Origin of the sequence: Neorhizobium tomejilense, assembly GCF_964254135.1 — a bacterium.
GTDB classification, from domain to species: domain Bacteria; phylum Pseudomonadota; class Alphaproteobacteria; order Rhizobiales; family Rhizobiaceae; genus Neorhizobium; species Neorhizobium tomejilense.
This window is the reverse complement of record NZ_CAXUSO020000001.1, coordinates 4,578,289-4,600,733: the sequence shown is the minus strand read 5'-3', so window position 1 is coordinate 4,600,733 and position 22,445 is coordinate 4,578,289. Positions and strand designations below refer to the sequence as shown.

23 protein-coding genes are annotated in these 22,445 nt (G+C 62.0%); 12 read left to right on the top strand and 11 right to left on the bottom strand.

The features are described 5' to 3' along the window. Positions 1-954: 954 nt before the first annotated feature. The 3 genes from rpsT to mutM all read right to left on the bottom strand — a co-directional run bounded on the left by rpsT (position 955) and on the right by mutM (position 3,119). Complete coding sequence (gene rpsT / locus ACSQ3G_RS22720) at positions 955-1,221, bottom strand: 30S ribosomal protein S20 (protein ID WP_038594489.1); 267 nt, start codon at positions 1,219-1,221, stop codon at positions 955-957. 190 nt (positions 1,222-1,411) lie between these two features. Beyond that, positions 1,412-2,185 (bottom strand): enoyl-CoA hydratase, encoded by a 774-nt coding sequence (locus tag ACSQ3G_RS22715; RefSeq protein WP_436111641.1) that lies wholly within the window; start codon positions 2,183-2,185, stop codon positions 1,412-1,414. A gap of 55 nt (positions 2,186-2,240) precedes the next feature. Next, on the bottom strand, positions 2,241-3,119 hold the full coding sequence (gene mutM / locus ACSQ3G_RS22710) for a bifunctional DNA-formamidopyrimidine glycosylase/DNA-(apurinic or apyrimidinic site) lyase (protein ID WP_436111640.1): 879 nt from the start codon (positions 3,117-3,119) through the stop codon (positions 2,241-2,243). 151 nt (positions 3,120-3,270) lie between these two features. Between mutM and ubiE the strand changes: the two genes are divergently transcribed. The 4 genes from ubiE to ACSQ3G_RS22690 all read left to right on the top strand — a co-directional run bounded on the left by ubiE (position 3,271) and on the right by ACSQ3G_RS22690 (position 7,874). After that, a complete protein-coding gene (ubiE, locus tag ACSQ3G_RS22705; protein WP_046630388.1) occupies positions 3,271-4,047 on the top strand; it encodes a bifunctional demethylmenaquinone methyltransferase/2-methoxy-6-polyprenyl-1,4-benzoquinol methylase UbiE in 777 nt (258 codons plus the stop codon). A 4-nt stretch (positions 4,048-4,051) separates the two neighbouring features. Next, complete coding sequence (gene ubiB, locus ACSQ3G_RS22700) at positions 4,052-5,614, top strand: 2-polyprenylphenol 6-hydroxylase (protein WP_436111639.1); 1,563 nt, start codon at positions 4,052-4,054, stop codon at positions 5,612-5,614. A gap of 150 nt (positions 5,615-5,764) precedes the next feature. Next, positions 5,765-7,111 (top strand): hypothetical protein, encoded by a 1,347-nt coding sequence (locus ACSQ3G_RS22695; RefSeq protein WP_436111638.1) that lies wholly within the window; start codon positions 5,765-5,767, stop codon positions 7,109-7,111. After that, positions 7,098-7,874 carry a COG3904 family protein gene (locus tag ACSQ3G_RS22690; RefSeq protein ID WP_436111637.1) on the top strand — a complete coding sequence of 259 codons (777 nt, stop codon included), beginning with the start codon at positions 7,098-7,100 and terminating at the stop codon, positions 7,872-7,874. The genes ACSQ3G_RS22695 and ACSQ3G_RS22690 overlap by 14 nt, the downstream gene beginning before the upstream one ends. A gap of 33 nt (positions 7,875-7,907) precedes the next feature. Here the strand turns inward: ACSQ3G_RS22690 and ACSQ3G_RS22685 are convergent, their stop codons facing one another. The 3 genes from ACSQ3G_RS22685 to ACSQ3G_RS22675 are packed head-to-tail and all read right to left on the bottom strand — an operon-like array spanning position 7,908 to position 9,045. Then, the gene (locus tag ACSQ3G_RS22685; protein WP_436111636.1) at positions 7,908-8,462 is read right to left on the bottom strand and encodes a glyoxalase superfamily protein; all 555 of its coding nucleotides are present in this window, start codon (positions 8,460-8,462) and stop codon (positions 7,908-7,910) included. A 43-nt stretch (positions 8,463-8,505) separates the two neighbouring features. Next, positions 8,506-8,664 carry a hypothetical protein gene (locus tag ACSQ3G_RS22680; RefSeq protein WP_436111635.1) on the bottom strand — a complete coding sequence of 53 codons (159 nt, stop codon included), beginning with the start codon at positions 8,662-8,664 and terminating at the stop codon, positions 8,506-8,508. A gap of 21 nt (positions 8,665-8,685) precedes the next feature. After that, complete coding sequence (locus tag ACSQ3G_RS22675; RefSeq protein ID WP_436111634.1) at positions 8,686-9,045, bottom strand: hypothetical protein; 360 nt, start codon at positions 9,043-9,045, stop codon at positions 8,686-8,688. Positions 9,046-9,172: 127 nt separating this feature from the next. Between ACSQ3G_RS22675 and coaBC the strand changes: the two genes are divergently transcribed. Continuing rightward, a complete protein-coding gene (gene coaBC, locus ACSQ3G_RS22670; RefSeq protein ID WP_436111633.1) occupies positions 9,173-10,378 on the top strand; it encodes a bifunctional phosphopantothenoylcysteine decarboxylase/phosphopantothenate--cysteine ligase CoaBC in 1,206 nt (401 codons plus the stop codon). A gap of 3 nt (positions 10,379-10,381) precedes the next feature. Here the strand turns inward: coaBC and ACSQ3G_RS22665 are convergent, their stop codons facing one another. Next, positions 10,382-11,176: a class II glutamine amidotransferase gene (locus tag ACSQ3G_RS22665; RefSeq protein ID WP_046630369.1), complete on the bottom strand. Its 795-nt coding sequence runs from the start codon at positions 11,174-11,176 to the stop codon at positions 10,382-10,384. A gap of 195 nt (positions 11,177-11,371) precedes the next feature. On the opposite strand from ACSQ3G_RS22665, the gene otsB reads away from it, so the two are divergent. Both otsB and otsA read left to right on the top strand, forming a co-directional pair. After that, complete coding sequence (gene otsB, locus ACSQ3G_RS22660; protein ID WP_436111632.1) at positions 11,372-12,187, top strand: trehalose-phosphatase; 816 nt, start codon at positions 11,372-11,374, stop codon at positions 12,185-12,187. A 17-nt stretch (positions 12,188-12,204) separates the two neighbouring features. Continuing rightward, positions 12,205-13,581, top strand: coding sequence for an alpha,alpha-trehalose-phosphate synthase (UDP-forming) (gene otsA, locus ACSQ3G_RS22655; protein ID WP_436111631.1), 1,377 nt, complete (start codon positions 12,205-12,207; stop codon positions 13,579-13,581). A gap of 100 nt (positions 13,582-13,681) precedes the next feature. Here otsA and ACSQ3G_RS22650 read toward each other — a convergent pair whose 3' ends face one another. Continuing rightward, complete coding sequence (locus ACSQ3G_RS22650; protein ID WP_436111630.1) at positions 13,682-14,389, bottom strand: glutathione S-transferase family protein; 708 nt, start codon at positions 14,387-14,389, stop codon at positions 13,682-13,684. A 110-nt stretch (positions 14,390-14,499) separates the two neighbouring features. Between ACSQ3G_RS22650 and ACSQ3G_RS22645 the strand changes: the two genes are divergently transcribed. Together ACSQ3G_RS22645 and ACSQ3G_RS22640 are read left to right on the top strand one after the other, a co-directional pair. After that, a complete protein-coding gene (locus ACSQ3G_RS22645) occupies positions 14,500-15,393 on the top strand; it encodes a LysR substrate-binding domain-containing protein (RefSeq protein WP_436111629.1) in 894 nt (297 codons plus the stop codon). Between the two features lie 62 nt (positions 15,394-15,455). Continuing rightward, positions 15,456-16,400: a threonine/serine dehydratase gene (locus ACSQ3G_RS22640; RefSeq protein ID WP_436111628.1), complete on the top strand. Its 945-nt coding sequence runs from the start codon at positions 15,456-15,458 to the stop codon at positions 16,398-16,400. Here the strand turns inward: ACSQ3G_RS22640 and ACSQ3G_RS22635 are convergent, their stop codons facing one another. Then, positions 16,401-16,928, bottom strand: a complete 528-nt coding sequence (locus tag ACSQ3G_RS22635; protein ID WP_436111627.1) for an Lrp/AsnC family transcriptional regulator — start codon at positions 16,926-16,928, stop codon at positions 16,401-16,403. A gap of 81 nt (positions 16,929-17,009) precedes the next feature. On the opposite strand from ACSQ3G_RS22635, the gene ACSQ3G_RS22630 reads away from it, so the two are divergent. After that, the gene (locus tag ACSQ3G_RS22630) at positions 17,010-17,396 is read left to right on the top strand and encodes a RidA family protein (RefSeq protein ID WP_436111626.1); all 387 of its coding nucleotides are present in this window, start codon (positions 17,010-17,012) and stop codon (positions 17,394-17,396) included. 6 nt (positions 17,397-17,402) lie between these two features. On the opposite strand, the gene ACSQ3G_RS22625 is transcribed toward ACSQ3G_RS22630, so the two are convergent. Continuing rightward, positions 17,403-18,986 (bottom strand): peptide chain release factor 3, encoded by a 1,584-nt coding sequence (locus ACSQ3G_RS22625; RefSeq protein ID WP_436111625.1) that lies wholly within the window; start codon positions 18,984-18,986, stop codon positions 17,403-17,405. A gap of 98 nt (positions 18,987-19,084) precedes the next feature. Here ACSQ3G_RS22625 and dut point away from each other — a divergent pair, with 98 nt between their 5' ends. Both dut and cysK read left to right on the top strand, forming a co-directional pair. After that, a complete protein-coding gene (gene dut / locus ACSQ3G_RS22620) occupies positions 19,085-19,555 on the top strand; it encodes a dUTP diphosphatase (RefSeq protein ID WP_436111765.1) in 471 nt (156 codons plus the stop codon). A gap of 129 nt (positions 19,556-19,684) precedes the next feature. Further along, complete coding sequence (gene cysK / locus ACSQ3G_RS22615) at positions 19,685-20,653, top strand: cysteine synthase A (protein WP_436111624.1); 969 nt, start codon at positions 19,685-19,687, stop codon at positions 20,651-20,653. A 99-nt stretch (positions 20,654-20,752) separates the two neighbouring features. Here cysK and ACSQ3G_RS22610 read toward each other — a convergent pair whose 3' ends face one another. Beyond that, positions 20,753-22,288: a YifB family Mg chelatase-like AAA ATPase gene (locus ACSQ3G_RS22610; RefSeq protein ID WP_436111623.1), complete on the bottom strand. Its 1,536-nt coding sequence runs from the start codon at positions 22,286-22,288 to the stop codon at positions 20,753-20,755. Positions 22,289-22,445 lie beyond the last annotated feature (157 nt).

Below are 22,445 nucleotides of genomic sequence, written 5' to 3'. Positions count from 1 at the left end.
TTCTGTCGTTTCCCCTGCCGCCTGGGAGCAACTTGAATCAAATGCCTGCCGCGCGTGATCCCCATTACCTGCACGGGCTGATATAGTATTCATATGCATAATTCGCCGCCTTCCAAATCTCGTAGCCTGGCGGTTCTCGTTACCGCCGCCAGAACAAACTTCGTTTCAAGGCATAGCAAACCATTCCCAATCATTGAGAACCGTCGCCGCCCGTCCCCTTTGTTTCAAAACCTTCTCTCGTCCTCGCAGCCGATCGAAAGTTACGCCCAGCCCGCCTCGTGAACGGTCTGCGCTTGCGGGAGCCACCCCACATATACGAACGCCCTCATCCTCATCGTGAGCCGTCCGAACTTCTTCCACCTCCTTCATCCGGACACTGGGACCGGATCGCGTTGACAAAACCGATCGTTTCCGGAAATGCCAATTTCCGGATCGCAACCGATGGTTATCAGGAAAACGGGAGAATTTATCCCGTTGCAAAGGGTAAAAGTCTGCCTGCCGTCCAACATGTGACGGTACTCGGCAGCCCTCTGAAGTAATCCCCGCGCCCCTTGCTGAAGGCATTTAGGCAGGATCAAATGCCAAGATCAATGATGAATTTTACGCAAAATTAAGAGGCGGGCGTTGACTCCGCGAGCGTGATTTGAATGTCACAGAGGCATTCATGGAGAATCGCTGTTGAATCAATGGGATTCAAAAATGACATACATTCTGAACGATCGTTCACAGAAAAAATAAAAATCTGCTTGACTCCATCTGGGGGCTTTTAGCCATCGCCAAAGTCACCCACAGACTCATAGACCTCCAGTAACCCACTGATTAAAATAACTATTTTCCGTCACGCCGATGACACGAAATTGTTAATGAGCCGGATAAATATAAGGAGGCCTGAGAGAATCACAAAAAGCCCGGTCAAGAGGACCAGGCTTCATTATGATACAGTTTGTGAAATGATCAGGCCGAAAGGGCCTTCACACGTGCAGCAAGACGGGACACCTTGCGGGATGCCGTGTTGCTGTGAAGCACGCCCTTGGTAGCGGCGCGCTGGATTTCCGGCTGGGCAGCCTTGAGGGCTTCTGCAGCAACGGTCATGTCGCCGGAAGCGATGGCTTCCTCGACCTTGCGGATGAAGCCGCGAACGCGCGAGCGGCGGGACTTGTTGACTGCGGTACGGCGAGCGATCTTGCGGGTCGCTTTTTTCGCCGAAGTTGTATTGGCCATTTCATGCCTCTCTACGAATTCGAACCAAACTCCGCCGTTGCCGCGCCGGTCCTTGCGACCATCAATCCAGCAATTCGGGAGCAATAGAGGAAGCCATGATCAGGCTTTCCCAACTGTGGGCGGGCATATAGCCGGAATACCTGCCCCAGTCAACGCGCATTTGGCGGATGACCATCCGCTTTTGCGCGATTTACCGGTTGGAGAACTGCGGCTTGCGCTTTTCCACGAAGGCGGCCATGCCTTCCTTCTGGTCGGCGGTCGCAAACAGCGAATGGAAAAGCCGCCGTTCGAAACGCAGCCCTTCGGCAAGCGTCGTCTCGAAGGAACGGCTGACGGCCTCCTTGGCCATCAGCACCGCGGCGCGCGGGAAAGAGGCGATCTTCGCCGCCGCCTCGACCGCCTCGTCGATCAGCCGCTCCGGCGAAACGATCCGCGACACCAGCCCTGCCCGCTCGGCTTCCGCGACATCCATCATCCGGCCGGTCATCACCATGTCCATCGCCTTCGCCTTGCCGACGACCCGGGTCAGCCGCTGCGAACCGCCCATGCCGGGAATGACGCCGAGGGTGATCTCCGGCTGGCCGAACTTGGCGGTTTCCGAGGCGATGATGAAATCACACATCATGGCGAGCTCACAGCCGCCGCCGAGCGCGAAACCGGAGACGGCGGCGATCATCGGCTTGCGGGTCGCGGCAATCGCCTCCCAGCCGGAGATGAAGTCGTTGACATAGGCATCGACGAAATCGATGTCCTGCATTTCCTTGATATCGGCGCCGGCGGCAAAGGCCTTTTCCGAGCCGGTGAGCACGATCGCACCGATCGCCTCGTCCTTGCCGAAGGCGCAAAGCGCTTCGGTCAATTCGGCCATCACGGTCGAATTGAGCGCATTCAGCGCCTTCGGACGATTAAGGGTGATGAGCGCGATGGCGCCCCGGGTTTCGGTCAGCAGGGTTTCGTAGCTCATCGAATGTCTCCTCTTAGCTCTTCTGCTTCTGACAGCCGTTATTTCTGGCAGCGGGTTATTTCTGGCAGGCCGGGCAATAGAATGTGGAGCGGCCCGCCTGGGTGATGCGCGCGACGGTACCGCTGCAGCCCAGCGTGCGGCAAGCGCCGCCTTCCCGGTCGTAGACGGAGAAAGAGTGCTGGAAATAACCAAGCGAGCCATCCGTCTGGATATGATCTCTGAGCGACGAACCTCCGGCAGCGATCGCATCGGCAATGACGTCCCGTATCGACTGGTTGAGGAGGACCAGTTCCTTGTTCGGCCTGCCGGTCTTGGTCACGACACTGCCGGCTGCGCGTTTCGGCGAAAGATGCGAGCGCCACAGCGCCTCGCAGACATAGATATTGCCGAGACCCGCTATCACCGTCTGGTCGAGGAGCGCGCCCTTGAGCGGCTGGCTCTTGCCCGCCAACCTCGCGGCCAGATAGTCCGCATCGAACGCGTTGCCGGTCGGCTCCGGCCCGAGCTCGGCAAAAGCCGGATAGAGATCGAGCTCGCTGCGCTTCCACAGCTGCATGAAGCCGAAGCGGCGCGGGTCGTTATAGATGACGCGCAGCAGGTCTTGCTTCTGCCTCAGATGAAAGACGACATGATCGTGTTTCTGATCCTTCGAGCGCGGATGGTGGAACTCGCCGAGCGCTTCGTTCTCGATCCGAAACGATCCCGACATGCCGAGATGGCTGATCACGGTCAGATCGTCCTCCAGGTCGATCAGCAGGTATTTGGCGCGCCTGCCGAGCGAGACGATGCGGCGTTCGTTGACGGCATCGGCGAAATTCTCCGGCAGCGGAAAGCGCAGATCCGGGCGATTGAGTTCCAGCCTGGCGATCACCGCACCTTCCATTGCCGGGGCGAGACCGCGCCGGACGGTTTCCACCTCTGGCAATTCGGGCATGATTGACTAACTTCCTGTTTCAACGACATCGCGCCTGGTCTATAGACCGGACCGGATGTCGCACCCATGTAAAGACACGCGCCACAGATAGCGTGCGATGAGCGATTTCGCTATGGTCGCCGGCCAGAAGAGAGACGTTAGGAGTTCACCGATGACTGAAGCCCGTACCAGCGCCGACGGCGGGATGGAAACGTCCTATGGCTTCCGCAAGGTCGCGGATGGCGAGAAGCAGGGCCTTGTCAACGACGTCTTTCACAAGGTCGCCAAACGCTACGACGTGATGAACGACGTGATGTCGGCCGGCATGCACCGTGTCTGGAAGGATGCGCTGATCGCCTCGCTCAATCCGAGAAAGGACGTCGGCTACAAAACCTTGGACGTGGCCGGCGGCACGGGCGATATCGCTTTCCGCATCGTCGAGGCTTCCGACCGTAAGGCGCACGTGACCGTGCTCGACATCAACGGCTCGATGCTGGGCGTCGGGGCCGAGCGCGCCGAGAAGAAACGGCTTTCCGAAAACCTCGCCTTCGTCGAGGCCAATGCCGAGTCGCTGCCCTTCGAGGCGAATTCCTTCGACGCCTATACGATCGCCTTCGGCATCCGCAACGTGCCGCATATCGACGTGGCGCTGAAGGAGGCCTATCGGGTGCTGAAGCGCGGCGGACGGCTGCTGGTGCTGGAATTTTCCGAAGTCGAGATGCCTCTTCTCGAGCGCTTCTACGAGGAATGGTCGTTCAAGGCGATCCCGCGCTTCGGCAGGATGATCACCGGCGAGGCCGAGCCCTATCAATATCTGGTGGAATCGATCCGAAAATTCCCAAACCAGGAGAATTTCGCGGCGATGATCCGCAATGCGGGTTTTTCGCGCGTCACCTACACCAATTATACCGGCGGCATCGCGGCGCTGCATTCCGGCTGGAAGCTCTGAACGCATGAGCACGATCGGCGCTTATTTCCGGCTTGCCCGCGTCGGCTGGGTTCTTGTGCGTGAGGGTGTGGTATCGGCGCTGCCGACCCAGGACATGCCGCCTTCCGTCGGCCTCATCAAGGCGCTGGTGGAGCCCTTGGCGCGGTTTCGCTCCAAGACGCAGGCGCGCAGCGAGCGCCTGACCCGCGCCGTCGACCGGCTGGGGCCTTCCTATGTCAAGATCGGCCAGTTCCTGGCGACCCGTCCGGATGTGGTCGGCGTCGACTGGGCCGTCGATCTCGCCATGCTGCAGGACCGGATGGCCTTCTTCCCGACCGCAATTGCGAAAGCGGCGGTCGAGGCATCGCTCGGGCGAACGATCGGCGATCTCTATTCTTCCTTCGACGAGCCGATCGCGGCGGCCTCGATCGCCCAGGTCCATCCCGGCGTCGTCAATGACAGGAAAGTGGCCATCAAGGTGGTGCGCCCGGGCGTGCGCCAGCGCTTCGCCCACGACATCGAAAGCATGTATCTCCTGGCGCGCATGCAGGAACGCTTCATGCGCTCCAGCCGGCGCTTGAGGCCCATCGAGGTGACACGGACGCTCGAACAGACCACCAAGGTAGAAATGGACCTGCGCCTGGAGGCCGCGGCGCTTTCGGAGATTGCCGAGAATACCAAGGAGGATCCCGGGTTCCGGGTCCCGCTGGTCGACTGGGAACGCACCGGCCGCGACGTGATCACCATGGAATGGATCGACGGCGTCAAGATGTCGGATGTTGTGGGCCTTCGCGCCGCCGGCCACAATCTCGAAAAGCTCGCCGAGGTGCTGATCCAGTCCTTCCTGCGCCACACGCTACGGGACGGTTTTTTCCATGCGGACATGCATCCCGGCAATCTGTTCGTCGACACTGCCGGCACGATCGTCGCGGTCGACATGGGCATTGTCGGGCGATTAGGCAAAAAGGAGCGCCGGTTCCTCGCCGAAATCCTCTACGGCTTCATCACCCGCGATTACCTGCGCGTCGCGGAAGTGCATTTCGAGGCGGGTTACGTGCCGGCGCATCACGACGTGGCGAGCTTCGCCCAGGCGATCCGCGCCATCGGCGAGCCGATCCACGGCCAGCCGGCCGAAACGATCTCCATGGCGCGGCTCTTGGCGCTGCTCTTCGAGGTCACCGACCTGTTCGAGATGCAGACCCGCACCGAACTGATCCTGCTGCAGAAGACCATGGTCGTGGTCGAAGGCGTGTCGCGCATGCTCGATCCGCGATTCAACATGTGGAAGGCGTCCGAGCCGGTCGTCGGCCAGTGGATCCGCGACAATCTCGGACCGAAACGCATTGTCTCGGACCTGCGAGATGGCGTCAAAGCCGCCGTCAAGCTTGCCGAGGCGCTGCCGGAAATCGCTGCCAAGACGGAGACGCTACACCAGGAACTCGTCTATATGAGCGAGCACGGCCTGCGCTTCGATCCGGAGACGACAGAGGCCATCGGCAGGTCGGAGGCGCGGCACAACCGTTCGGGGCGCGTCGCGCTGTGGATCATCGCGCTGTCGCTGCTGTATCTCGCCTTCACGCTCAGCTGAGGTTTGTCCGGTCGCCTGATGATGCGAAAACCCTGCTCCACAAGGGCTTTCGCCATATTGCAACTCCAAAGCGGCCTTTATTCCGCCGAGTTCTTCATTCTCTGTTAAGGAATACATTCCTTTTGGGACTTGGCCTTCCGGAGACGTTTCATGGCGCTAGGCGCAACTCAACGCTTGCATGACGGCGTCGCGGCCGTCGAGACGATGACCCGTTTCGCGCTTGCCGTGCTGGCGCTGGCATCCGGCGTCTACACCTATCTCGGTGCACGCAGCATTCTCGACGGGTCGCCCACGGCCGTGTTCTTTGCGGCGGTCATCTACTCCGCCTCGGTCTCGGTCGGCATCTATGCCTTCTGGTCCTATATGGCCCGTTTCTATCCGCATGTGACGACCCGTACCGGGCGGACGGCCATGCTCGGCGTCATGGCGGTCGGTGCTGCGATGATCCTTGCCATGTCGAGCTGGCTGAACGCGGCGGCGCTTGCCGGCTCCGCAGCCGTGGAGCAGCATCTTTCCGAAACGGTCGAAGACTATACCGCCGATCTCGACCGAGCCCACCAGAATGCGCTCGCGGCGCAAAGCCTGCTGCCGGATATCCAGCGCGCGTCTGAGCGTTTCTCCCAACTCGCGGGCGTCGAGCGGCAATCCGGTTCGCTCACCGGCACGACCGGATCGGGGAGCGTCGTGCAGCTTCTCAGCCAGATGTCGGCGCAGATGAAGTCGCTTACAGCCAACATCAATGCCTCGCGCGAGCAGGTGGACGACCTCTTCTCCCAGGGCCAGAAACGGCTCGAGACGATGCGTTCGCTGGTTTCCGCGCCGGGCACGATCGAGCCGCGTGCCGACCAGTTCTCCACGGAAGCCGTAGCACTGACCGGCGTCATCACCTCGCTCGCCCAGACCTCGATCGCACCGTCGATCCGCCGCGCGGCAGACGACCTGTCGCTCGGCTTCATTGCACCGGTTCCGGATGGCGGCGCTGCCGATCTCGTCAACCGGCAGAACCAGGTGATGGATACCGTCCGCACCTCGGTCACGGCGCAATCCAAGGCGCTCGCCAAGGCCGCCGACGAAATCCTCGCCCGGCCGCCGGTGCAGGAGCGTCGCTTCGTGCCGCTCTCCTCCGCCGAAGCCGTGCTGCATTATGCGCAGGACTTCATTCCCGCCTGGGCCGGCGCTATTTCCATCGACCTGCTGCCCGGTGTGATGGTGTTCATTCTCGCCACCGTGCATGGTGCGATCCGCCGCCAGGAGGAAAACCTGCCCTTTGCGGAGCGGATCACGGCGGCCGAGCTTCTGAGAGCGCTGGAAGTCCAACGTGCCGTCAGGGCGAGCGGGGTGAACGTCGAGCAAATCGCCAAGGCGGAAGCCGACGACAGGACATCGGGGAAAGAGCCGGAATTGGCACCGGAACCAACGTCTGAAGCCGAACCGAACAACATCACCGCCATCGACCTCAAGTCACGTAGCCGGGACCGGTCGCATGAGGATCGGTGAGGCGATCAGCAAACTCGATGAAGGCGTGCTGATGCGCGGCGCCTTCTATATTCTTCTCTCGGCTGCCGCGGTTTTCCTCGTCGTCGATATTCGCGACATGACGATGATGAACGCCGCCTTGCCCGGCTTCGATCCGATGCACGAAGATCAGCCCGTACTGCCGCCGGCCTTGACCGAAGGCGTGCCCGCCGCACCGCCGGTGCAGCCTGCCAGCCCCAAGGAAGTGCTGAGAAAGCCAATCACCTTCGAGCTCACCACGGGCGGCGTGCTGCTCGCCGAAGGGACGATCGACCCAGGCGCCGCCGCCCGCTTCTCAAAGGAGATCGAAACGCGCGGGGAATATGTGAAGACGGTGACGCTCAACTCCCCCGGCGGCTCGGTTGACGATGCTCTCGCCATGTCGAAGCTGATCCGCGACAGGAAGCTCGACACGAAGGTCGCGTCGAAAGCGCTCTGCGCCTCTTCCTGCCCGATCGTATTTGCCGGCGGCGTCGGGCGTTTGGCGGAGAAGGATGCGGTGATCGGCGTGCACCAGGTGTTCAACGGAGCCAAGGACCGGCCGTCGGCGGAACAGGCGATGGCCGCCGCGCAGGCGACCACCGCGCGGGTCGCCCGCCATCTGAACCAGATGGGCATCGGCGCGGGCCTCTGGATCCACGCGCTCGAAACGCCTCCGGACCGGCTCTATTACCTGACGCCGAAGGAAATGACGGATTTCAAGCTGACGACCGAGCCGCTCGCGACAGCCAGGAAGAAGATCTAGCATCCCGTTGAGCCTTGAGGGGCCAAGTCAGGCTTAGGGCTTGATCTCCCGCTCGCAGAAGGTGATGCGGTTGCTGAACGGGTCGGTGACCGTCACTTCCAGTCCCCAATCCGCCTGTTCGAGCCCTGGCTTCATATAGGGGTAGTTCTTGCCGATCAGCTCCTGCTGGAAGGCGCGGGCGCCCGTCATCGGCACGAAGACCCTGGCTGCCGGCGACGCATCGCCCGCATGTTCGGAGAGGTGCATCAGCATGCCGCTTCGCGAGATCTGGCAATAGAGCGGGAAGTTTTCGCCGAAGCGATGCTCCCAGTCCACGGTGAAGCCTAAGAAATCGCGGTAGAATTCCATCGCCTTGTCGACGGAGAAGATCCGGAAGATCGGGATTGCCGGCTGGATCGACACCGCATCCGGCTTCCGTTGCTGCGGCTCCGACGCGTCGATCTTTGCAGCAAGGATATTCCAGTTGTCGTAGCCGAACTGCGCCGCAACCAGTTCCAGGACCTGGCTATGCGTCAGCTCGACCTTACGTTCGGCAAGCGCCTCACGCAGGCTTTTGGCCATCAGTTTTGCATCGCGGAAATCGCGCATCTCATCATCCTTTCAACAGACGAACAAGGACCGGCAGGTCCCCTCAATCAGCGCCCGCATTGCTGATCCGTTCGTCATCGCTGGCCGGATTGGCAAAGGATGAGAGGCGGTGGATGCGTTCACCTTGGCGCTTGAAGGCGCCGCGGGCGGCTGGCCGCATCCGGCCGCAAACAGGAGTAACGCAGTCCAGAAATTCGCGCAAGATGTTCGGATTGCTCCCGCGTCAGTGCGTGACCGGTTCCGGGAAAATCCGGCCCTCCTTCGCCTTGGCGCTTGCCTTGAAGAGCGGGCGCGTCGGACTGGTGACGACATCGATGGCTGCGGCAGTCGCGCTCTCGATCGCCTCACCGGCCACGCTTGCGGCAAGGGCCTGCCTGCGGCCGCTTGCCTTGCCGGGCTTACGGACATCGGCCCGCTCGTCGGTCAGGGCGGTGGCGGCAGCATTGGCACCGGCGACGAGCGCTCTCGCCAAGATCTGCCGGCCGGTGCGGCTCGCCAGCATGTTGCGCAGCAATGACGACCTGCGCACGGATTTCGGCACCTTGAACCCTGCTATCTTCTTCGGAATAAAATTCTTTTTCATGACGGCTCTCCTTTGCAGCCGAACTCCCGTCAGCTGCAACTGTTCCGTGGCGCCGTCAGTGGGGAAGGCAATTGCAACTCGGCGGCCAAAGGCTTAGCTTCCCGCCATTCTGGCATCGGGTAATGGCATGGAACTCTCCGGCAAGCGCATTCTTCTGATCATCTCCGGCGGCATCGCGGCCTATAAGAGCCTCGATCTGATCCGCCGGCTTCGCGAGCGGGGCGCATCGGTTCGTCCGATCATGACCAGGGCGGCCCAGGAATTCATCACACCGCTCGCGGTCGGCGCGCTATCCGCCAGCCATGTCTATATCGATCTGTTTTCCCGCGAGGACGAGCAGGATGTCGGCCATATCAGGCTCGCCCGCGACAACGACCTCGTGATCGTCGCACCCGCCAGCGCCGATCTGATGGCCAAGATGGCGCATGGGCTGGCGGACGATCTTGCAAGTGCCGTGCTGCTTGCCACCGACCGGCCGGTTCTTGTTGCGCCCGCCATGAACCCGAAAATGTGGGCAGCGCCCGCGACCAGGCGCAATGTCGGGACGCTGGCGGCTGACGGCATCCATTTTATAGGCCCGATGGCCGGTGAGATGGCCGAAAGTAACGAGAGCGGCACCGGCCGCATGGCCGAACCGCTGGAAATCGTCGCGGCAGCCGTCCAACTGCTGGACGGCGCACCGAAACCGCTCGCCGGCAAAAAGGTGATCGTTACATCAGGCCCGACGCATGAGCCGATCGACCCGGTGCGTTATATCGCCAACCGCTCCTCCGGCCGCCAGGGCCATGCGATTGCCGCGGCACTCGCAAAGCTCGGCGCAGACGTGACGCTCGTCTCCGGACCGGTGACCATACCCGATCCGGTCGGCGTGAAGACCGTACATGTGGAACGCGCCGAGGAAATGCTGGAGGCGGTGATCTCCCGCCTGCCGGCCGATATCGCCGTCATGGTGGCGGCGGTCGCCGACTGGCGCGTCGCATCGTCGGCCGGCCAGAAGATCAAGAAGCAGCCCGGCGAGGCCCCGCCTCCCCTGTTGCTGACCGAAAACCCGGATATCCTGAAGACCGTGGGGCATCACGAAAAGCGGCCCAAGATCGTGGTCGGCTTTGCTGCAGAGACCCAGGACGTCGAAAAGAACGGCCGCTCGAAATTGGAACGCAAGGGCGCCGACCTGATCGTCGCCAACGACGTGTCGCCGGAAACCGGCATTATGGGTGGCACCCGCAACCGGGTGAAGATCATCAGCGCCAAGAGCGTCGATGAATGGCCCGATCTCGACAAGGACGAGGTGGCGGAGCGCCTTGCGGCACTGATCGCCTCGAAGCTCGGATAGATTTCAAGCCGCTTCGGACAGGGCCTTCGGCCGGAAGAGCGCGACCTGCATGCCATCGGCATCCACGACGACGGCGCTGCCGTCCGGGATTTCCACCCAGGTATCGACCTCGTCGTTCAGCGGTTCGGACACCAGGCAATAACCCGTTTCGCCGCCCATCGGCGCCGCGTAGAGCGTTGGCGGCTTGTGGTCGGTGGCGTAACGCACCGCGTAGAGTTCCCGGCCGTTGGAATAGGCGGCGGTGAAGCGCACCAATGCCTCACCCGATTTTTCGATCGACAGGTCCTCGACCGTGGCGATCGCCTTTTCCATGGCCTGGAACGGATCGGTATCCAGGCCGAACTGCAAGGCGAGCAGGAAGAGAAGTTCGGAATCCGTCGTGCCGTTGCGGGCATCGAACAGCGCGTCCGAGAGCATGCCTTCCATATGCCGACGGATGCGCTCGAAGCCGGAGATCTGGCCATTATGCATGAAAGACCAGTGGCCCTGGACGAACGGATGGCAGTTGTCGCGCCGCGTCGCGCCATGGGTTGCCGCCCGCACATGGGCGAGGAAGAGCGGCGAACGAATCTGCCGCGCCAGGCTCTTCAGATTGCAGTCGGACCAGGCAGGAAGGATGTCGCGGTAACGGCCGGGTTCCGGCCGGTCTCCATACCAGGCAATGCCGAAACCATCACCATTCGTCGCGGTCTTGGCGCGAGTGGCGCAATGAGACTGCTCGATCAGGGAATGGGCCGGCGAGGAGACGAGTTCTTCGAGATAAAGAGGTTCGCCGCGATAGGCTGCCCAACGACACATGGGGTCTTTCTGCTCCGACATTGCCGCCCGTCCGCGGCCCGAAAATCCAGGAACTTCAAGGTCTCTACAAAGGCTTAATGAAACATGAATTCGAGGGTTACATGCCGGTTTCTTGCTAAAGAATGTATCACTTTTTGCGACAAGGCGTGATCTTTCGAGGTTGCCGCCGGAATTTGGCGGCCTAGATAGAGGCTCATGTCGCGTAAAGAACAGTCGAGCCCAGCTACAGCAGAAGCGCCCCTTCCGGGGGATCCCGTTCTCGCCAGGCTCATGCTCGAACCCGAGCGATGGGCGCTGTTTCTCGATATCGACGGCACGCTGATTGAGCTTGCCGAAACACCGGACGGGATCGTCGTACCGGCGGAGTTGCCTGACAACCTGCATCGTCTTTCCATGAGGCTTGGCGGCGCTCTGGCGCTGGTCACAGGCCGGGCACTTCCCTATGCCGACCAGCTTTTCACCCCGTATCAATTCCCGATCGCCGGCCTGCATGGCTCCGAGCGCCGCGATCCCTCCGGGGCGATAAGCCGCGTCGAGATCAGCGCCGCGTTCGAGGATCTGAAGGCGGCTCTTGTCCGCGAAGCCCGCCAATGGCCGGGCGTTCTGGTGGAGGACAAGGGTGCGGCCGTCGCCGCGCATTATCGCCAGGCGCCGGAGCAACGGGAGGCTGTCGAGGCGGCCATGCCCCGCTACCTCGATATGGCGGGGCCGGACTTCACGCTCCAGCACGGCAAGATGGTGATGGAAATCCGGCCGGCCCAGGCAAGCAAGGGCCACGCCTTGCGGGCCTTCCTCGATCAACCGCCCTTCAAGGGCCGCAAGCCGGTCGCGATCGGCGACGACGTGACCGACGAGGCGATGTTCCGCACCGCCAACGAACTCGGCGGCCATTCTATTCGTATCACCGAGACACCAGGTGACACGCAAGCCAAATCCATCCTCCCCTCGACCGCTGCCTTGCGCGCGGCAATCAAAGCGCTTGCGAGTGGCGTCAAGCCCGACGCCGCGTGAGCTGAAAGGACAATACCTTGAGCCGACTTGTCGTCGTTTCGAACCGTGTCTCCCTGCCGCAGAAAAGTGGCGATGCTCCAGCCGGCGGGCTGGCTGTCGCGCTACAGGCCGCCCTGGAAGAGCACGGCGGCATCTGGATGGGATGGTCCGGCAAATCCAGCGGCGCGAAGGAACCGGCCCCGCTCGACATGCAGCAGCATGGCAACATCACCTATGCGCTCACCGATCTCACCAAGACGGACGTCGAAGAATATTACCATGGGTTTGCCAACCGCGTGCTCTGGCCGATCTGTCATTACCGGATGGATCTTGCGGAGTATGGGCGCAAGGAGATGGCCGGTTACTTCCGCGTCAATCGCTTCTTCGCCCATAAGCTGGCGCCGCTCATCCAGGAAGACGACGTCATCTGGATACACGACTACCACCTGATCCCGCTGGCCGCGGAACTGCGCCAGATGGGCCTCAAGAACAAGATCGGCTTCTTCCTGCACATTCCCTGGCCGCCGGCTGACGTGCTTTTCACCATGCCCGTTCACGAGGAGATCATGAAAGGGCTGTCGTATTACGATCTGGTCGGGTTCCAGACGGATCACGATCTTGCGAATTTCGCGGGCGGGCTGGTGCGCGAGGGCATCGGCGAGGCGCTTGAGGGCGGAAAGCTTACCTCATACGGACGCACCTTCAAGGGCGGTTTCTATTCGATCAGTATCGAAACTGCCGCCTTTGCGGAATACGCAAAGAAAGCGGCGAGCAATATCATCGTGCGGAAGGCCAAGCAGAGTATCGAAGGGCGCGACCTGATCATCGGCGTCGATCGGCTAGATTACTCGAAGGGCATCACCCAGCGGATCGACGCCTTCGAGCACTTCGTCAAATCCAACCCCGCCCACCACAACCGTGTCACCTACCTGCAGATCACCCCGAAATCCCGCTCCGAAGTGCCGGAATACGAGCAGATGCAGCGCATGGTGGCCGAGCAGGCAGGCCGCGTGAACGGTGCGATCGGCACGGTCGACTGGGTGCCGATCCGCTATATCAACCGCTCGATCGGCAGGCCTGTTCTGGCAGGCCTTTATCGGCTCGCCAAAATCGGGCTCGTGACGCCGCTACGCGACGGCATGAACCTGGTCGCCAAGGAATATGTCGCGGCACAGGATCCGGAAAATCCGGGCGTCCTGGTGCTCTCGCGTTTTGCGGGTGCGGCGCGGGAACTGCGCGGGGCGCTGCTGGTCAATCCCTATGACATCGAGGGAACGGCAAACGCGATCGCGCGCGGCATCAACATGCCGATCGAGGAGCGCAAGGAGCGCTGGGGCCGCATGATGGAACATCTTCTCAAACACGACGTGACGCGCTGGTGCGACGACTTCCTCAAGGATCTCACGGCGGCGTAAGCTCCTCAAAACCCTGAAGGTCAACCCCGGCGTCATGTCCGGCAAGTGCATTAGTCATGGCGTTCTCAAGGACGCCATGACTGTGCATGAAGATAGGCGATCACGCCGCCTGCTTCAGAGATCCGAGCGCTTCGTCGAGGCTCACATGGCCGAGGAACTGTCCGCTCGTCAGCGCTTCTTCCTGATGTTCGATGGCCCAGGCGAACCGCACCGCCGGGTCCTGCTGCAGACGCTCGTAGAGCGCATTGAGCCCCGGAAACTGCCTCCGGTCGACGACCTGGTGGAAATCGTTCCAGCGGGCGATGCCGGCGAAATAGGCATCCGCAAAGCTCTTCTCGTCGCCGAGCAGCCATTCGCGGCCACCAAGGAGCGTTTCGAGCTGCGCATGCGCCTTCTCGACCTTGGCGATACCATAGGTGCGAAGCGCCTGCTTGGCCTGCGGGTCGAGTTCATGCTCCACCGTGTGCCAGAGCGGACCGAAGGCGTTGAAAAAGGCGGTATTGAGGAAAGCCAGCATCTGGTTCAGCCGGTCGAATTTTTCCGATTTCGGATCGAAACCCCAGCCCTTCCCCACCGTGCGCGCGGCGATGTGATTGAGGATCGCCATGCTTTCGCTCATCACCCGGCCATCCGGCAACATCAGCGACGGTGTTTCGCCGATTGGATTGACTGGCTTGTAGGCCTCGCTCGAAACCACGGCCGGCATTTCGACGCGGCATAGCCGATAAGGCGCGCCGGTCCATTCGAGCGCAACGATCGAACCGAAGGAACATCCTTCCGGAACGCCGTAAAACAGGATCGGTGTCATTTCATACTCCCTGGATTGAAACTTTGAGACACTGTCAATATGATTTCGTGGACGCCGGCTCGGTAGACGTCAATTTTCCGCCTTTAAGTCTACAAGCATGGAAGCTGAGGATGACTTTGCCCAACCTCAACGATCTCTATCTCTTCGTGCAGGCAGTGGAGCACGGCGGCTTTTCCGCGGCAGGGCGCCGGCTCGGCGTGCCGAAATCCACCGTCAGCAAACGCGTGGCGGAACTCGAGGACCGGCTCGGCGTGCGGCTGATCCAGCGGACGTCCCGCAGTTTCTCGCTGACCGATCTCGGCCGGGATTTCTTCCGGCACGCGCAGGCATCGGTGATCGAGGCAGAGATGGCGGAAACCATCGTGCGTACCCATCTCGGGGAGCCGAGCGGCATCGTGCGGATGACGGCGGCGGTGCCGACCGCGCAATTCATCCTCGCCGATCATCTGGCAGAGCTTTCGGCACGATATCCGAAACTGCATCTTTCGCTGCATGTCAGCGACCGGTTCGTCGATATCGTTCAGGAAGGTTTCGACATCGCCGTACGCAGCCACCAGGCGCCGCTGCCGGATTCGACGCTGCTACAGAAGAAGCTTGCGACCGACCCTTTTTTCGTGGTCGCCTCACCGGATTATGTTCGCATCCATGGTGAACCCTTTCGGCCGGAGGATCTCGCCGGGCATAGGGCGGTCACCGCCGGCCCGACGGACATGGTCTGGAAGTTGGCCTCCGAGGATGGCGAAGCGGTCGTCGTGACACCCAGATCCGTGCTTTCCGCCGACGAGCCGTTGGTGATCATGAAGGCAACGATGGCAGGCCTTGGCCTGACCTGCCTACCGACTTCCGTCTGCCGCGGGGCGCTTGCCGAAGGCAGGCTGATCCGCCTGTTGCCCGATTGGACGGCCGGCAGCATCACCACGACGATCCTGATGCCGCATCGACGCGGGCAGCTTCCAGCGGTGCGCGCCGTCGTCGACTTTCTCAGCGAACGGATCGGCGCCTAAAAGGACTTTCATTTCGGCGGCCTGGCGGCTACCCATGACCGTTCCATTCCCAAGAGGTCATCATGTCGATCGAACGCACCGTCACGCCCGAACGCATCGCGGAAACCGAAACGCTCATCCGTCCGCATATCCGCCGCACGCCGGTCATGCGCGTCGACATGCGGGATTTCGGCGGGACACTGTTGCCGATCGACCTGAAACTCGAGCTGCTGCAGCATTCCGGCTCGTTCAAGGCTCGCGGCGCCTTCACCAATCTTTTGACGCGCAATGTCCCGGCGGCCGGCGTCGTCGCCGCGTCCGGCGGCAATCATGGAGCGGCCGTCGCCTACGCAGCGATGCGGCTCGGCGTTCCTGCGCATATTTTCGTGCCGAGCGTGGCCTCGCAGGCGAAGATCGACCTCATTCGTTCCTATGGCGCGGAACTGGTGGTCGGCGGCGACCGATATAATGATGCACTGGCGGCGAGCCAGACCTATGTGGCGACGAGCGGTGCAATCGCGGCCCATGCTTATGACCAGGTGGAAACCCTGCTCGGCCAGGGCACGCTTGGCAAGGAGATCGAGGACGACCTGCCGGAGATGACGACGCTGATCGTTGCCGTCGGCGGCGGCGGGCTGATCGGCGGTATTGCCTCCTGGTTCCGCGGCCGGGTGAAGATCGTGGCGGTGGAATCCGACGGTGCGCCGACCCTTTACGAAGCCTTCAAGGCCGGCCGGCCGGTGGATGCGCCGGCCGGCGGCATCGCGGCCGATTCGCTGGCGCCGAAGCAGGTTGGCGAGCTGATGTTCCCCGTTGCCCAGAAATTCCTCCAGCCGCCGATCCTGGTGACCGACGACGAGATTCTCGCCGCTCAGAAGGCACTGTGGGCCGGCGCCCGTATCGTTGCCGAACCCGGCGGTGCCGCAGCCTTCGCCGCCCTCCTTTCTGGCAAATATGTTCCCGGCCCGGATGAACGCGTCTGCGTGCTGGTCTGCGGTTCCAACACGACGGCGGTCAAGTTCGACTGATCATTCCGGCGGCAGGGGCACGTTCGGCCATTCCGTCGTGACCTCCGCCTGAACCGGTCGGTCGAGATAGGTGGAAAGTGCGATATAGCTGCGGGTGCCGCGCACGCCGGGCAGCGAATGGATCTGGCCGAGCAGGAATTCCAGCGCCTGCGGATTTTCCATCCGCACCTTAAGGATCACGCTCGCGTCGCCGGCAACGGAATGCAGCTCCTCCACTTCCGGAAAACGGGCGATCTGCATGAGCCGCTCGCTCTTGCCCCAGCCCGCCGCCTCCACATGCACGAAGGCTGTGAGAGGCTTGCCGACCGCCGTGCCATCCAGCCGCGCTACCGTATCGCGGATCACGCCCGAGCGCTTCAATCGCTTGACGCGCTCATGCACCGCTGGCGGTGACAGGCCCACCGTTTCTCCCAGCGCCGCGTAGCTCCGGTCCGCATCGGCGGCGAGTGCTGCTAATATCCTTCGGTCAAAAGCGTCCAGCGGGGCAGGCCCCCGCCGCTTTGGCCGAACATCCTCTGTATTTTCCATCCCATCGCCTCTTCAGCTTTTCTGCCGAATAGTATTCGGCAAGAATGCGGCATTACCAGATGAAATTCCAAAGGAAGCAAGATGAAGATGATCGCCCATAACCCAAAGGATGACATCTATGCCGCGACGCCTGACTATGTGCACGCCATGGAAGTGCGCAGCCCCGACCGCTTTCTTTTCGTCAGCGGCACGATGGGCCTCGACGAAAACGGAGCGACCGGCGCCGACCTGGAAAGCCAGCTCCGCCTGATCTGGTCGAACCTCAACCGGATTCTGGCCGAAGCACGTATGACGACCGACAATATCGTGCGGCTGACCAGCTATCTGCGGCATGCCTCCTATGTGGAGGCAAACCAGAATGCGCGGCTTTCAGCACTCGGCGGCCGCCTCGTGCCGACGACCGCCATCGTCGTCGAGACCCTGCGCGACGACTGGCTGGTGGAGATCGAGATCATTGCCGCGGCGTGAGCAGTCTCACGCCGCCTTGGCAACCTGATATTCCTTGATCGCGACCATCTTGATGGCCGGATAACGCTCCGACTCATAGCGCAGCGAGAAACTGTCCTGCGCCAGGAAAACCGGATCGCCATCGAGATCGCGGGCGATATCGCCGCGCTTTACCGTCAGGAACTTGTCGAGATCGACCTGATTTTCGGCCGAGATCCAGCGGCAGATCGAAAAGCGCGACATTTCGAAGGAAACCGGCAGGCCGTATTCGCCCTGCAGCCGTTCCTTCAAGACGTCGAGCTGCAGCGCGCCGACGACCCCGACGATGGCCGGCGAGCCGTCTTCCGGCGAGAAGAGCTGCACGACGCCCTCTTCCGCCATCTGCTGCAGCGCTTCCTTGAGCTTCTTCGCCTTCATGGCATCCTCCAGCCGCACGCGGCGGAGGATTTCCGGCGAGAAGTTCGGCACGCCCTGGAACACCAGTTGTTCGCCTTCGGTCAGCGTATCGCCGATGCGCAGCGTGCCGTGGTTCGGGATGCCGACCACGTCACCCGCGTAGGCGGTATCGGCCAACTGGCGCTGGGACGCGAAGAAGAACTGCGGCGCGGTCAGCCCGAGCTGCTTGCCCGTGCGCGACAGCCGCGCCTTCATGCCACGCTCCAGCTTGCCCGAGCAGATGCGCGCAAACGCGATGCGGTCGCGGTGGTTCGGGTCCATGTTCGCCTGGATCTTGAAGACGAAGGCCGTCATCTTGTCGTCGGTCGCGTGCACGGTGCGGATGTCCGCCACCTGGTCTCGCGGCGGCGGGGCGAAATCGCCCAGCGCATCGATGAGGTCGCGCACGCCGTAATTCCGCAGTGCCGAGCCGAAGAAGACCGGCGTCATGTGGCCTTCGAGGAAAGCCTTACGATCGAAGGGCCGGCAAGCCTCGATCGCCAGCTCGGTTTCCTCGACGAAGGCCGCGCGTTCGTTTTCCGGCAGGCGGTCGGCAACGCTCTGCGGGCCGTTGACCGGGGTCGCCTTGACGTCCGTATCCGAGCCGCGGACGGTATTGTCCGCCAGGTTATAGGAACCGCAAAAACTCTTCGAACGGCCGATCGGCCAGGTGACTGGGGCGGTGTCGAGCGCCAGTTTCTCCTCGACTTCATCGAGGATCTCGAAGGGATCGCGGCTTTCACGGTCCATCTTGTTGACGAAGGTGATGATCGGGATATCGCGCATGCGGCAGACTTCGAACAGTTTCAGCGTCCGCGGCTCGATGCCTTTTGCGGCGTCGAGGACCATGACCGCGGCATCAACCGCCGTCAGCGTGCGATAGGTGTCGTCTGCGAAGTCTTCGTGACCGGGCGTATCGAGGATGTTGAAGACGTTGCCGTCATATTCGAAAGTCATCACCGAGGTGACGACCGAGATGCCGCGTTCGCGCTCGATCTTCATCCAGTCGGACCGCGTCTGGATACGGTCCTTCTTGGCTTTCACTTCGCCGGCGAGCTGGATCGCGCCGCCGAACAGCAGCAGTTTTTCGGTCAGCGTCGTCTTGCCCGCGTCCGGATGGGCAATAATTGCGAATGTGCGGCGGCGGGAAACCGCCTCGGCAATCGTTTCGGGCATTTTTTCTAGATCCTTTACGTTGCCGCGTATCTAACGACTCCGTGGATAACTTTCAATTCGTGTTTGACCGGAGCGACCGTGGGTCGACAAATGACATGATGAACATTCACGCCCCCTCCTCGCCGAAGCTCAATCTCGTCCGTCTCCCGCACGGCGCCGGCATCGATCTGCCGGCCTATGAAACCGCGGGCGCTGCCGGCATGGACCTGCGCGCCGCCGTCGAGGACGGCATGCCGCTGACGATCGCACCCGGCAAACGGGCACTGGTGCCGACCGGCCTCATCTTCGAAATTCCTGAAGGGTTCGAGGCACAGGTGCGGCCGCGCTCAGGCCTTGCCTTCAAGAACGGCATCACCTGCCTCAACACGCCGGGCACGATCGACAGCGATTATCGCGGCGAGGTGAAGGTGCTGTTGATCAATCTCGGCGACGAGGATTTCGTCATCACCCGCGGCATGCGGATCGCGCAGATGGTGATCGCGCCGGTGACACAGGCTCGGGTGACCGAGATTACGGAAACCTCCACGACCGCCCGCGGTGCCGGCGGCTTCGGCTCGACCGGTCTTTGAACGCAAAGGCGTTTTCGTTCCCGACCACTTCCGGGAACAAAATTTCCATTTCTCTTTCCGTCCGGTTCCGCCTTGCTGGCATTCGTGGGGAACACGCCCTAACTTCTCTCCAAACTTAGGGAGAGCACCATGCCAGAGACCAGAAAGCCGGGCCGCGGCCGAATCTATTCCTCGATCACCGAAACCATCGGCGACACGCCGATCGTGCGCCTCGACAAGCTGGCCAAGGAAAAGGGCGTGAAGGCCAATCTTTTGGCCAAGCTCGAATTCTTCAACCCGATCGCTTCAGTCAAGGACCGTATCGGGGTGGCGATGATCGAAAGCCTGGAGGCCGAGGGCAAGATCGCGCCTGGCAGGACGACGCTGGTTGAGCCCACGTCCGGCAATACCGGCATCGCGCTCGCCTTTGCGGCAGCCGCCAAGGGCTACAAGCTGATCCTCACCATGCCGGAAACCATGTCGATCGAGCGCCGCAAGATGCTGGCCCTGCTCGGCGCCGAACTGGTGCTGACCGAAGGTCCGAAAGGCATGAAGGGTGCGATCGCCAAGGCGGAAGAACTCGCCGCTTCGCTTCCGGATGCAATCATCCCGCAGCAGTTCGAAAATCCGGCCAACCCCGAAATTCATCGCAAGACGACGGCCGAGGAAATCTGGAACGATACCGATGGCAAGATCGACATCTTCGTCTCCGGCATCGGCACCGGCGGCACGATCACCGGTGCCGGCCAGGTGCTGAAGGAGCGCAACCCGGCACTCAAGATCATTGCCGTCGAACCGGAAGAATCACCTGTCCTCTCCGGCGGACAGCCCGGGCCGCACAAGATCCAGGGCATTGGTGCAGGTTTCGCTCCGAAAATCCTGGACACGCACATCTATGACGAGATCATCACCGTCAACAGCGGTGAGGCCATGGAAATGGCCCGCCTGGTGGCCAGGCTCGAAGGCGTACCGGTTGGCATCTCCTCCGGTGCGGCGCTGCAGGCCGCCATCGAAGTCGGCAGCCGCGCGGAAAATGCCGGCAAGACCATCGTCGTCATCATCCCTTCCTTCGCAGAGCGCTATCTGTCGACGGCGCTGTTTGAAGGGTTGGGGAATTAATGGGTAGTGGGTAGTGGGTAGTGGGTAGTGTCGGGCAAAGCCGGCGGCATACAGCTGCCGAAAGCTCCATCCACTACTCACAATCACTGCTCACTTCCTTCACGCCGCGGCCGTCGCCAGCCGCTCGCCGACCATGCGATAGGAAATGGCCTCGGCGAGATGAATGCGGCCGACCGTGTCCTTGCCGTCGAGATCGGCGAGCGTGCGGGCGACTTTCAATATCCGATGGTATCCGCGGGCCGAGAACTTGAGCTTTTCGGCCGCATCCCTGAGCAGCTGGAGACCGCCGGGATCGGGTTCGGCGATCTTCTCGATCAGGGCCGTCGAGCAGCGGGCATTGGTGAGCACGCGCGGATAACCGGCCTGTTCGAACCGCTCCCGCTGTCTGTCACGCGCAGCCGCCACGCGCCTGGCGACATCCGCGCTGCTTTCCGCCGGCCTCGGGCGAATGAGATCGGCGGCCGAGACTGCCGGCACGTCGATACGGATATCGATACGGTCCATCAGCGGCCCAGAAATCCGCCCCTGGTAGTCCGACATGCATTTTGGCCCGCGTGCGCAGGTATGGCCGGGTTCGCCCGCCATGCCGCAGCGGCAGGGGTTCATGGCGGCAACCAGTTGGATGCTGGCGGGATAGGAAACCCGATGATTGGCGCGGGCGATAATGCACTCGCCGGTCTCCAGCGGCTGACGGAGCGCGTCCAGCGCCTGTGGCGAGAATTCCGGGAATTCGTCGAGGAACAGCACGCCATGATGGGCAAGCGATGCCTCCCCCGGCCTTGCGCGCAGGCCGCCGCCCACCAGCGCTGCCATGGTGGCCGAATGATGCGGCGTGCGGTAAGGCCGGCGGTCGGAGAGCTTGCCGCCCGAAAGCTGGCCGGCGATCGAATGGATCATCGAAACTTCCAGCAGTTCGGCGGCTGAAAGCGGCGGCAGGATGGACGGTAGCCGGGCGGCAAGCATGGATTTGCCGGAGCCGGGAGGGCCGACCATCAAAAGATTATGTCCACCGGCGGCGGCGACTTCCAGTGCGCGCTTGGCCGATTCCTGGCCTTTGATGTCGACGAGATCGGGCAAATTGGCAGGCAAGGCGCGAATTGCCGGCTGCGGCCGGGAGATGACCTGGGTGCCGCGGAAATGGTTTGCGAGCGCGATCAGGCTTCGTGGTGCGACGATATCGATCTCGGCCCCTGCCCAGGCGGCTTCCGCGCCGCTGTCGGCCGGGCAGATCAGCCCCTTTCCCAAAGCGTTGGCGGCGATTGCCGCCGGAAGTGCGCCGGCCACCGGCGCAAGCGTGCCGTCGAGGTTCAGTTCCCCAAGCACCACATAACCGGTGAGTGCATCGCCGGGAACGGCGCCCAGCGCCGCCATCAGTGCCAGTGCGATCGGCAGGTCGAAATGAGAACCTTCTTTCGGAAGGTCGGCCGGCGCCAGATTGACGGTGATCTTCTTCGGCGGCATGGCAAGACCGGAGGCGTGCAATGCCGCCTGCACCCGCTCGCGGCTCTCGGCCACCGCCTTGTCCGGCAGGCCGACGATATGCATGTTGATCTTGCCCGGCCCGACCATGACCTGAACGTCGACCGGAACGCCTTCTATGCCCTGGAATGCGACTGTGCTGACGCGCGAAACCATATCCACCCCGCCCCTAACTTCATGTCCGGGACGCCAGCGATACACGCTTTCCGTGCCAGGAATTGCAATCTGGCATAGAAATCAGAATGAAACAAGAACATTAACCGAACAATTTCACGCATCCGCTGCAAATGGGTTGCTGGCGGTTGTATCGTGA

Coding starts and splice junctions, on each gene's coding strand:
- rpsT (WP_038594489.1), bottom strand. CDS start 1,221: ATGGCCAATACAACTTCGGCGAAAAAAGCGACCCGCAAGATCGCTCGC.
- ACSQ3G_RS22715 (WP_436111641.1), bottom strand. CDS start 2,185: ATGAGCTACGAAACCCTGCTGACCGAAACCCGGGGCGCCATCGCGCTC.
- mutM (WP_436111640.1), bottom strand. CDS start 3,119: ATGCCCGAATTGCCAGAGGTGGAAACCGTCCGGCGCGGTCTCGCCCCG.
- ubiE (WP_046630388.1), top strand. CDS start 3,271: ATGACTGAAGCCCGTACCAGCGCCGACGGCGGGATGGAAACGTCCTAT.
- ubiB (WP_436111639.1), top strand. CDS start 4,052: ATGAGCACGATCGGCGCTTATTTCCGGCTTGCCCGCGTCGGCTGGGTT.
- ACSQ3G_RS22695 (WP_436111638.1), top strand. CDS start 5,765: ATGGCGCTAGGCGCAACTCAACGCTTGCATGACGGCGTCGCGGCCGTC.
- ACSQ3G_RS22690 (WP_436111637.1), top strand. CDS start 7,098: ATGAGGATCGGTGAGGCGATCAGCAAACTCGATGAAGGCGTGCTGATG.
- ACSQ3G_RS22685 (WP_436111636.1), bottom strand. CDS start 8,462: ATGCGCGATTTCCGCGATGCAAAACTGATGGCCAAAAGCCTGCGTGAG.
- ACSQ3G_RS22675 (WP_436111634.1), bottom strand. CDS start 9,045: ATGAAAAAGAATTTTATTCCGAAGAAGATAGCAGGGTTCAAGGTGCCG.
- coaBC (WP_436111633.1), top strand. CDS start 9,173: ATGGAACTCTCCGGCAAGCGCATTCTTCTGATCATCTCCGGCGGCATC.
- ACSQ3G_RS22665 (WP_046630369.1), bottom strand. CDS start 11,176: ATGTGTCGTTGGGCAGCCTATCGCGGCGAACCTCTTTATCTCGAAGAA.
- otsB (WP_436111632.1), top strand. CDS start 11,372: ATGTCGCGTAAAGAACAGTCGAGCCCAGCTACAGCAGAAGCGCCCCTT.
- ACSQ3G_RS22650 (WP_436111630.1), bottom strand. CDS start 14,389: ATGACACCGATCCTGTTTTACGGCGTTCCGGAAGGATGTTCCTTCGGT.
- ACSQ3G_RS22645 (WP_436111629.1), top strand. CDS start 14,500: ATGACTTTGCCCAACCTCAACGATCTCTATCTCTTCGTGCAGGCAGTG.
- ACSQ3G_RS22640 (WP_436111628.1), top strand. CDS start 15,456: ATGTCGATCGAACGCACCGTCACGCCCGAACGCATCGCGGAAACCGAA.
- ACSQ3G_RS22635 (WP_436111627.1), bottom strand. CDS start 16,928: ATGGAAAATACAGAGGATGTTCGGCCAAAGCGGCGGGGGCCTGCCCCG.
- ACSQ3G_RS22630 (WP_436111626.1), top strand. CDS start 17,010: ATGAAGATGATCGCCCATAACCCAAAGGATGACATCTATGCCGCGACG.
- ACSQ3G_RS22625 (WP_436111625.1), bottom strand. CDS start 18,986: ATGCCCGAAACGATTGCCGAGGCGGTTTCCCGCCGCCGCACATTCGCA.
- dut (WP_436111765.1), top strand. CDS start 19,085: ATGAACATTCACGCCCCCTCCTCGCCGAAGCTCAATCTCGTCCGTCTC.
- cysK (WP_436111624.1), top strand. CDS start 19,685: ATGCCAGAGACCAGAAAGCCGGGCCGCGGCCGAATCTATTCCTCGATC.
- ACSQ3G_RS22610 (WP_436111623.1), bottom strand. CDS start 22,288: ATGGTTTCGCGCGTCAGCACAGTCGCATTCCAGGGCATAGAAGGCGTT.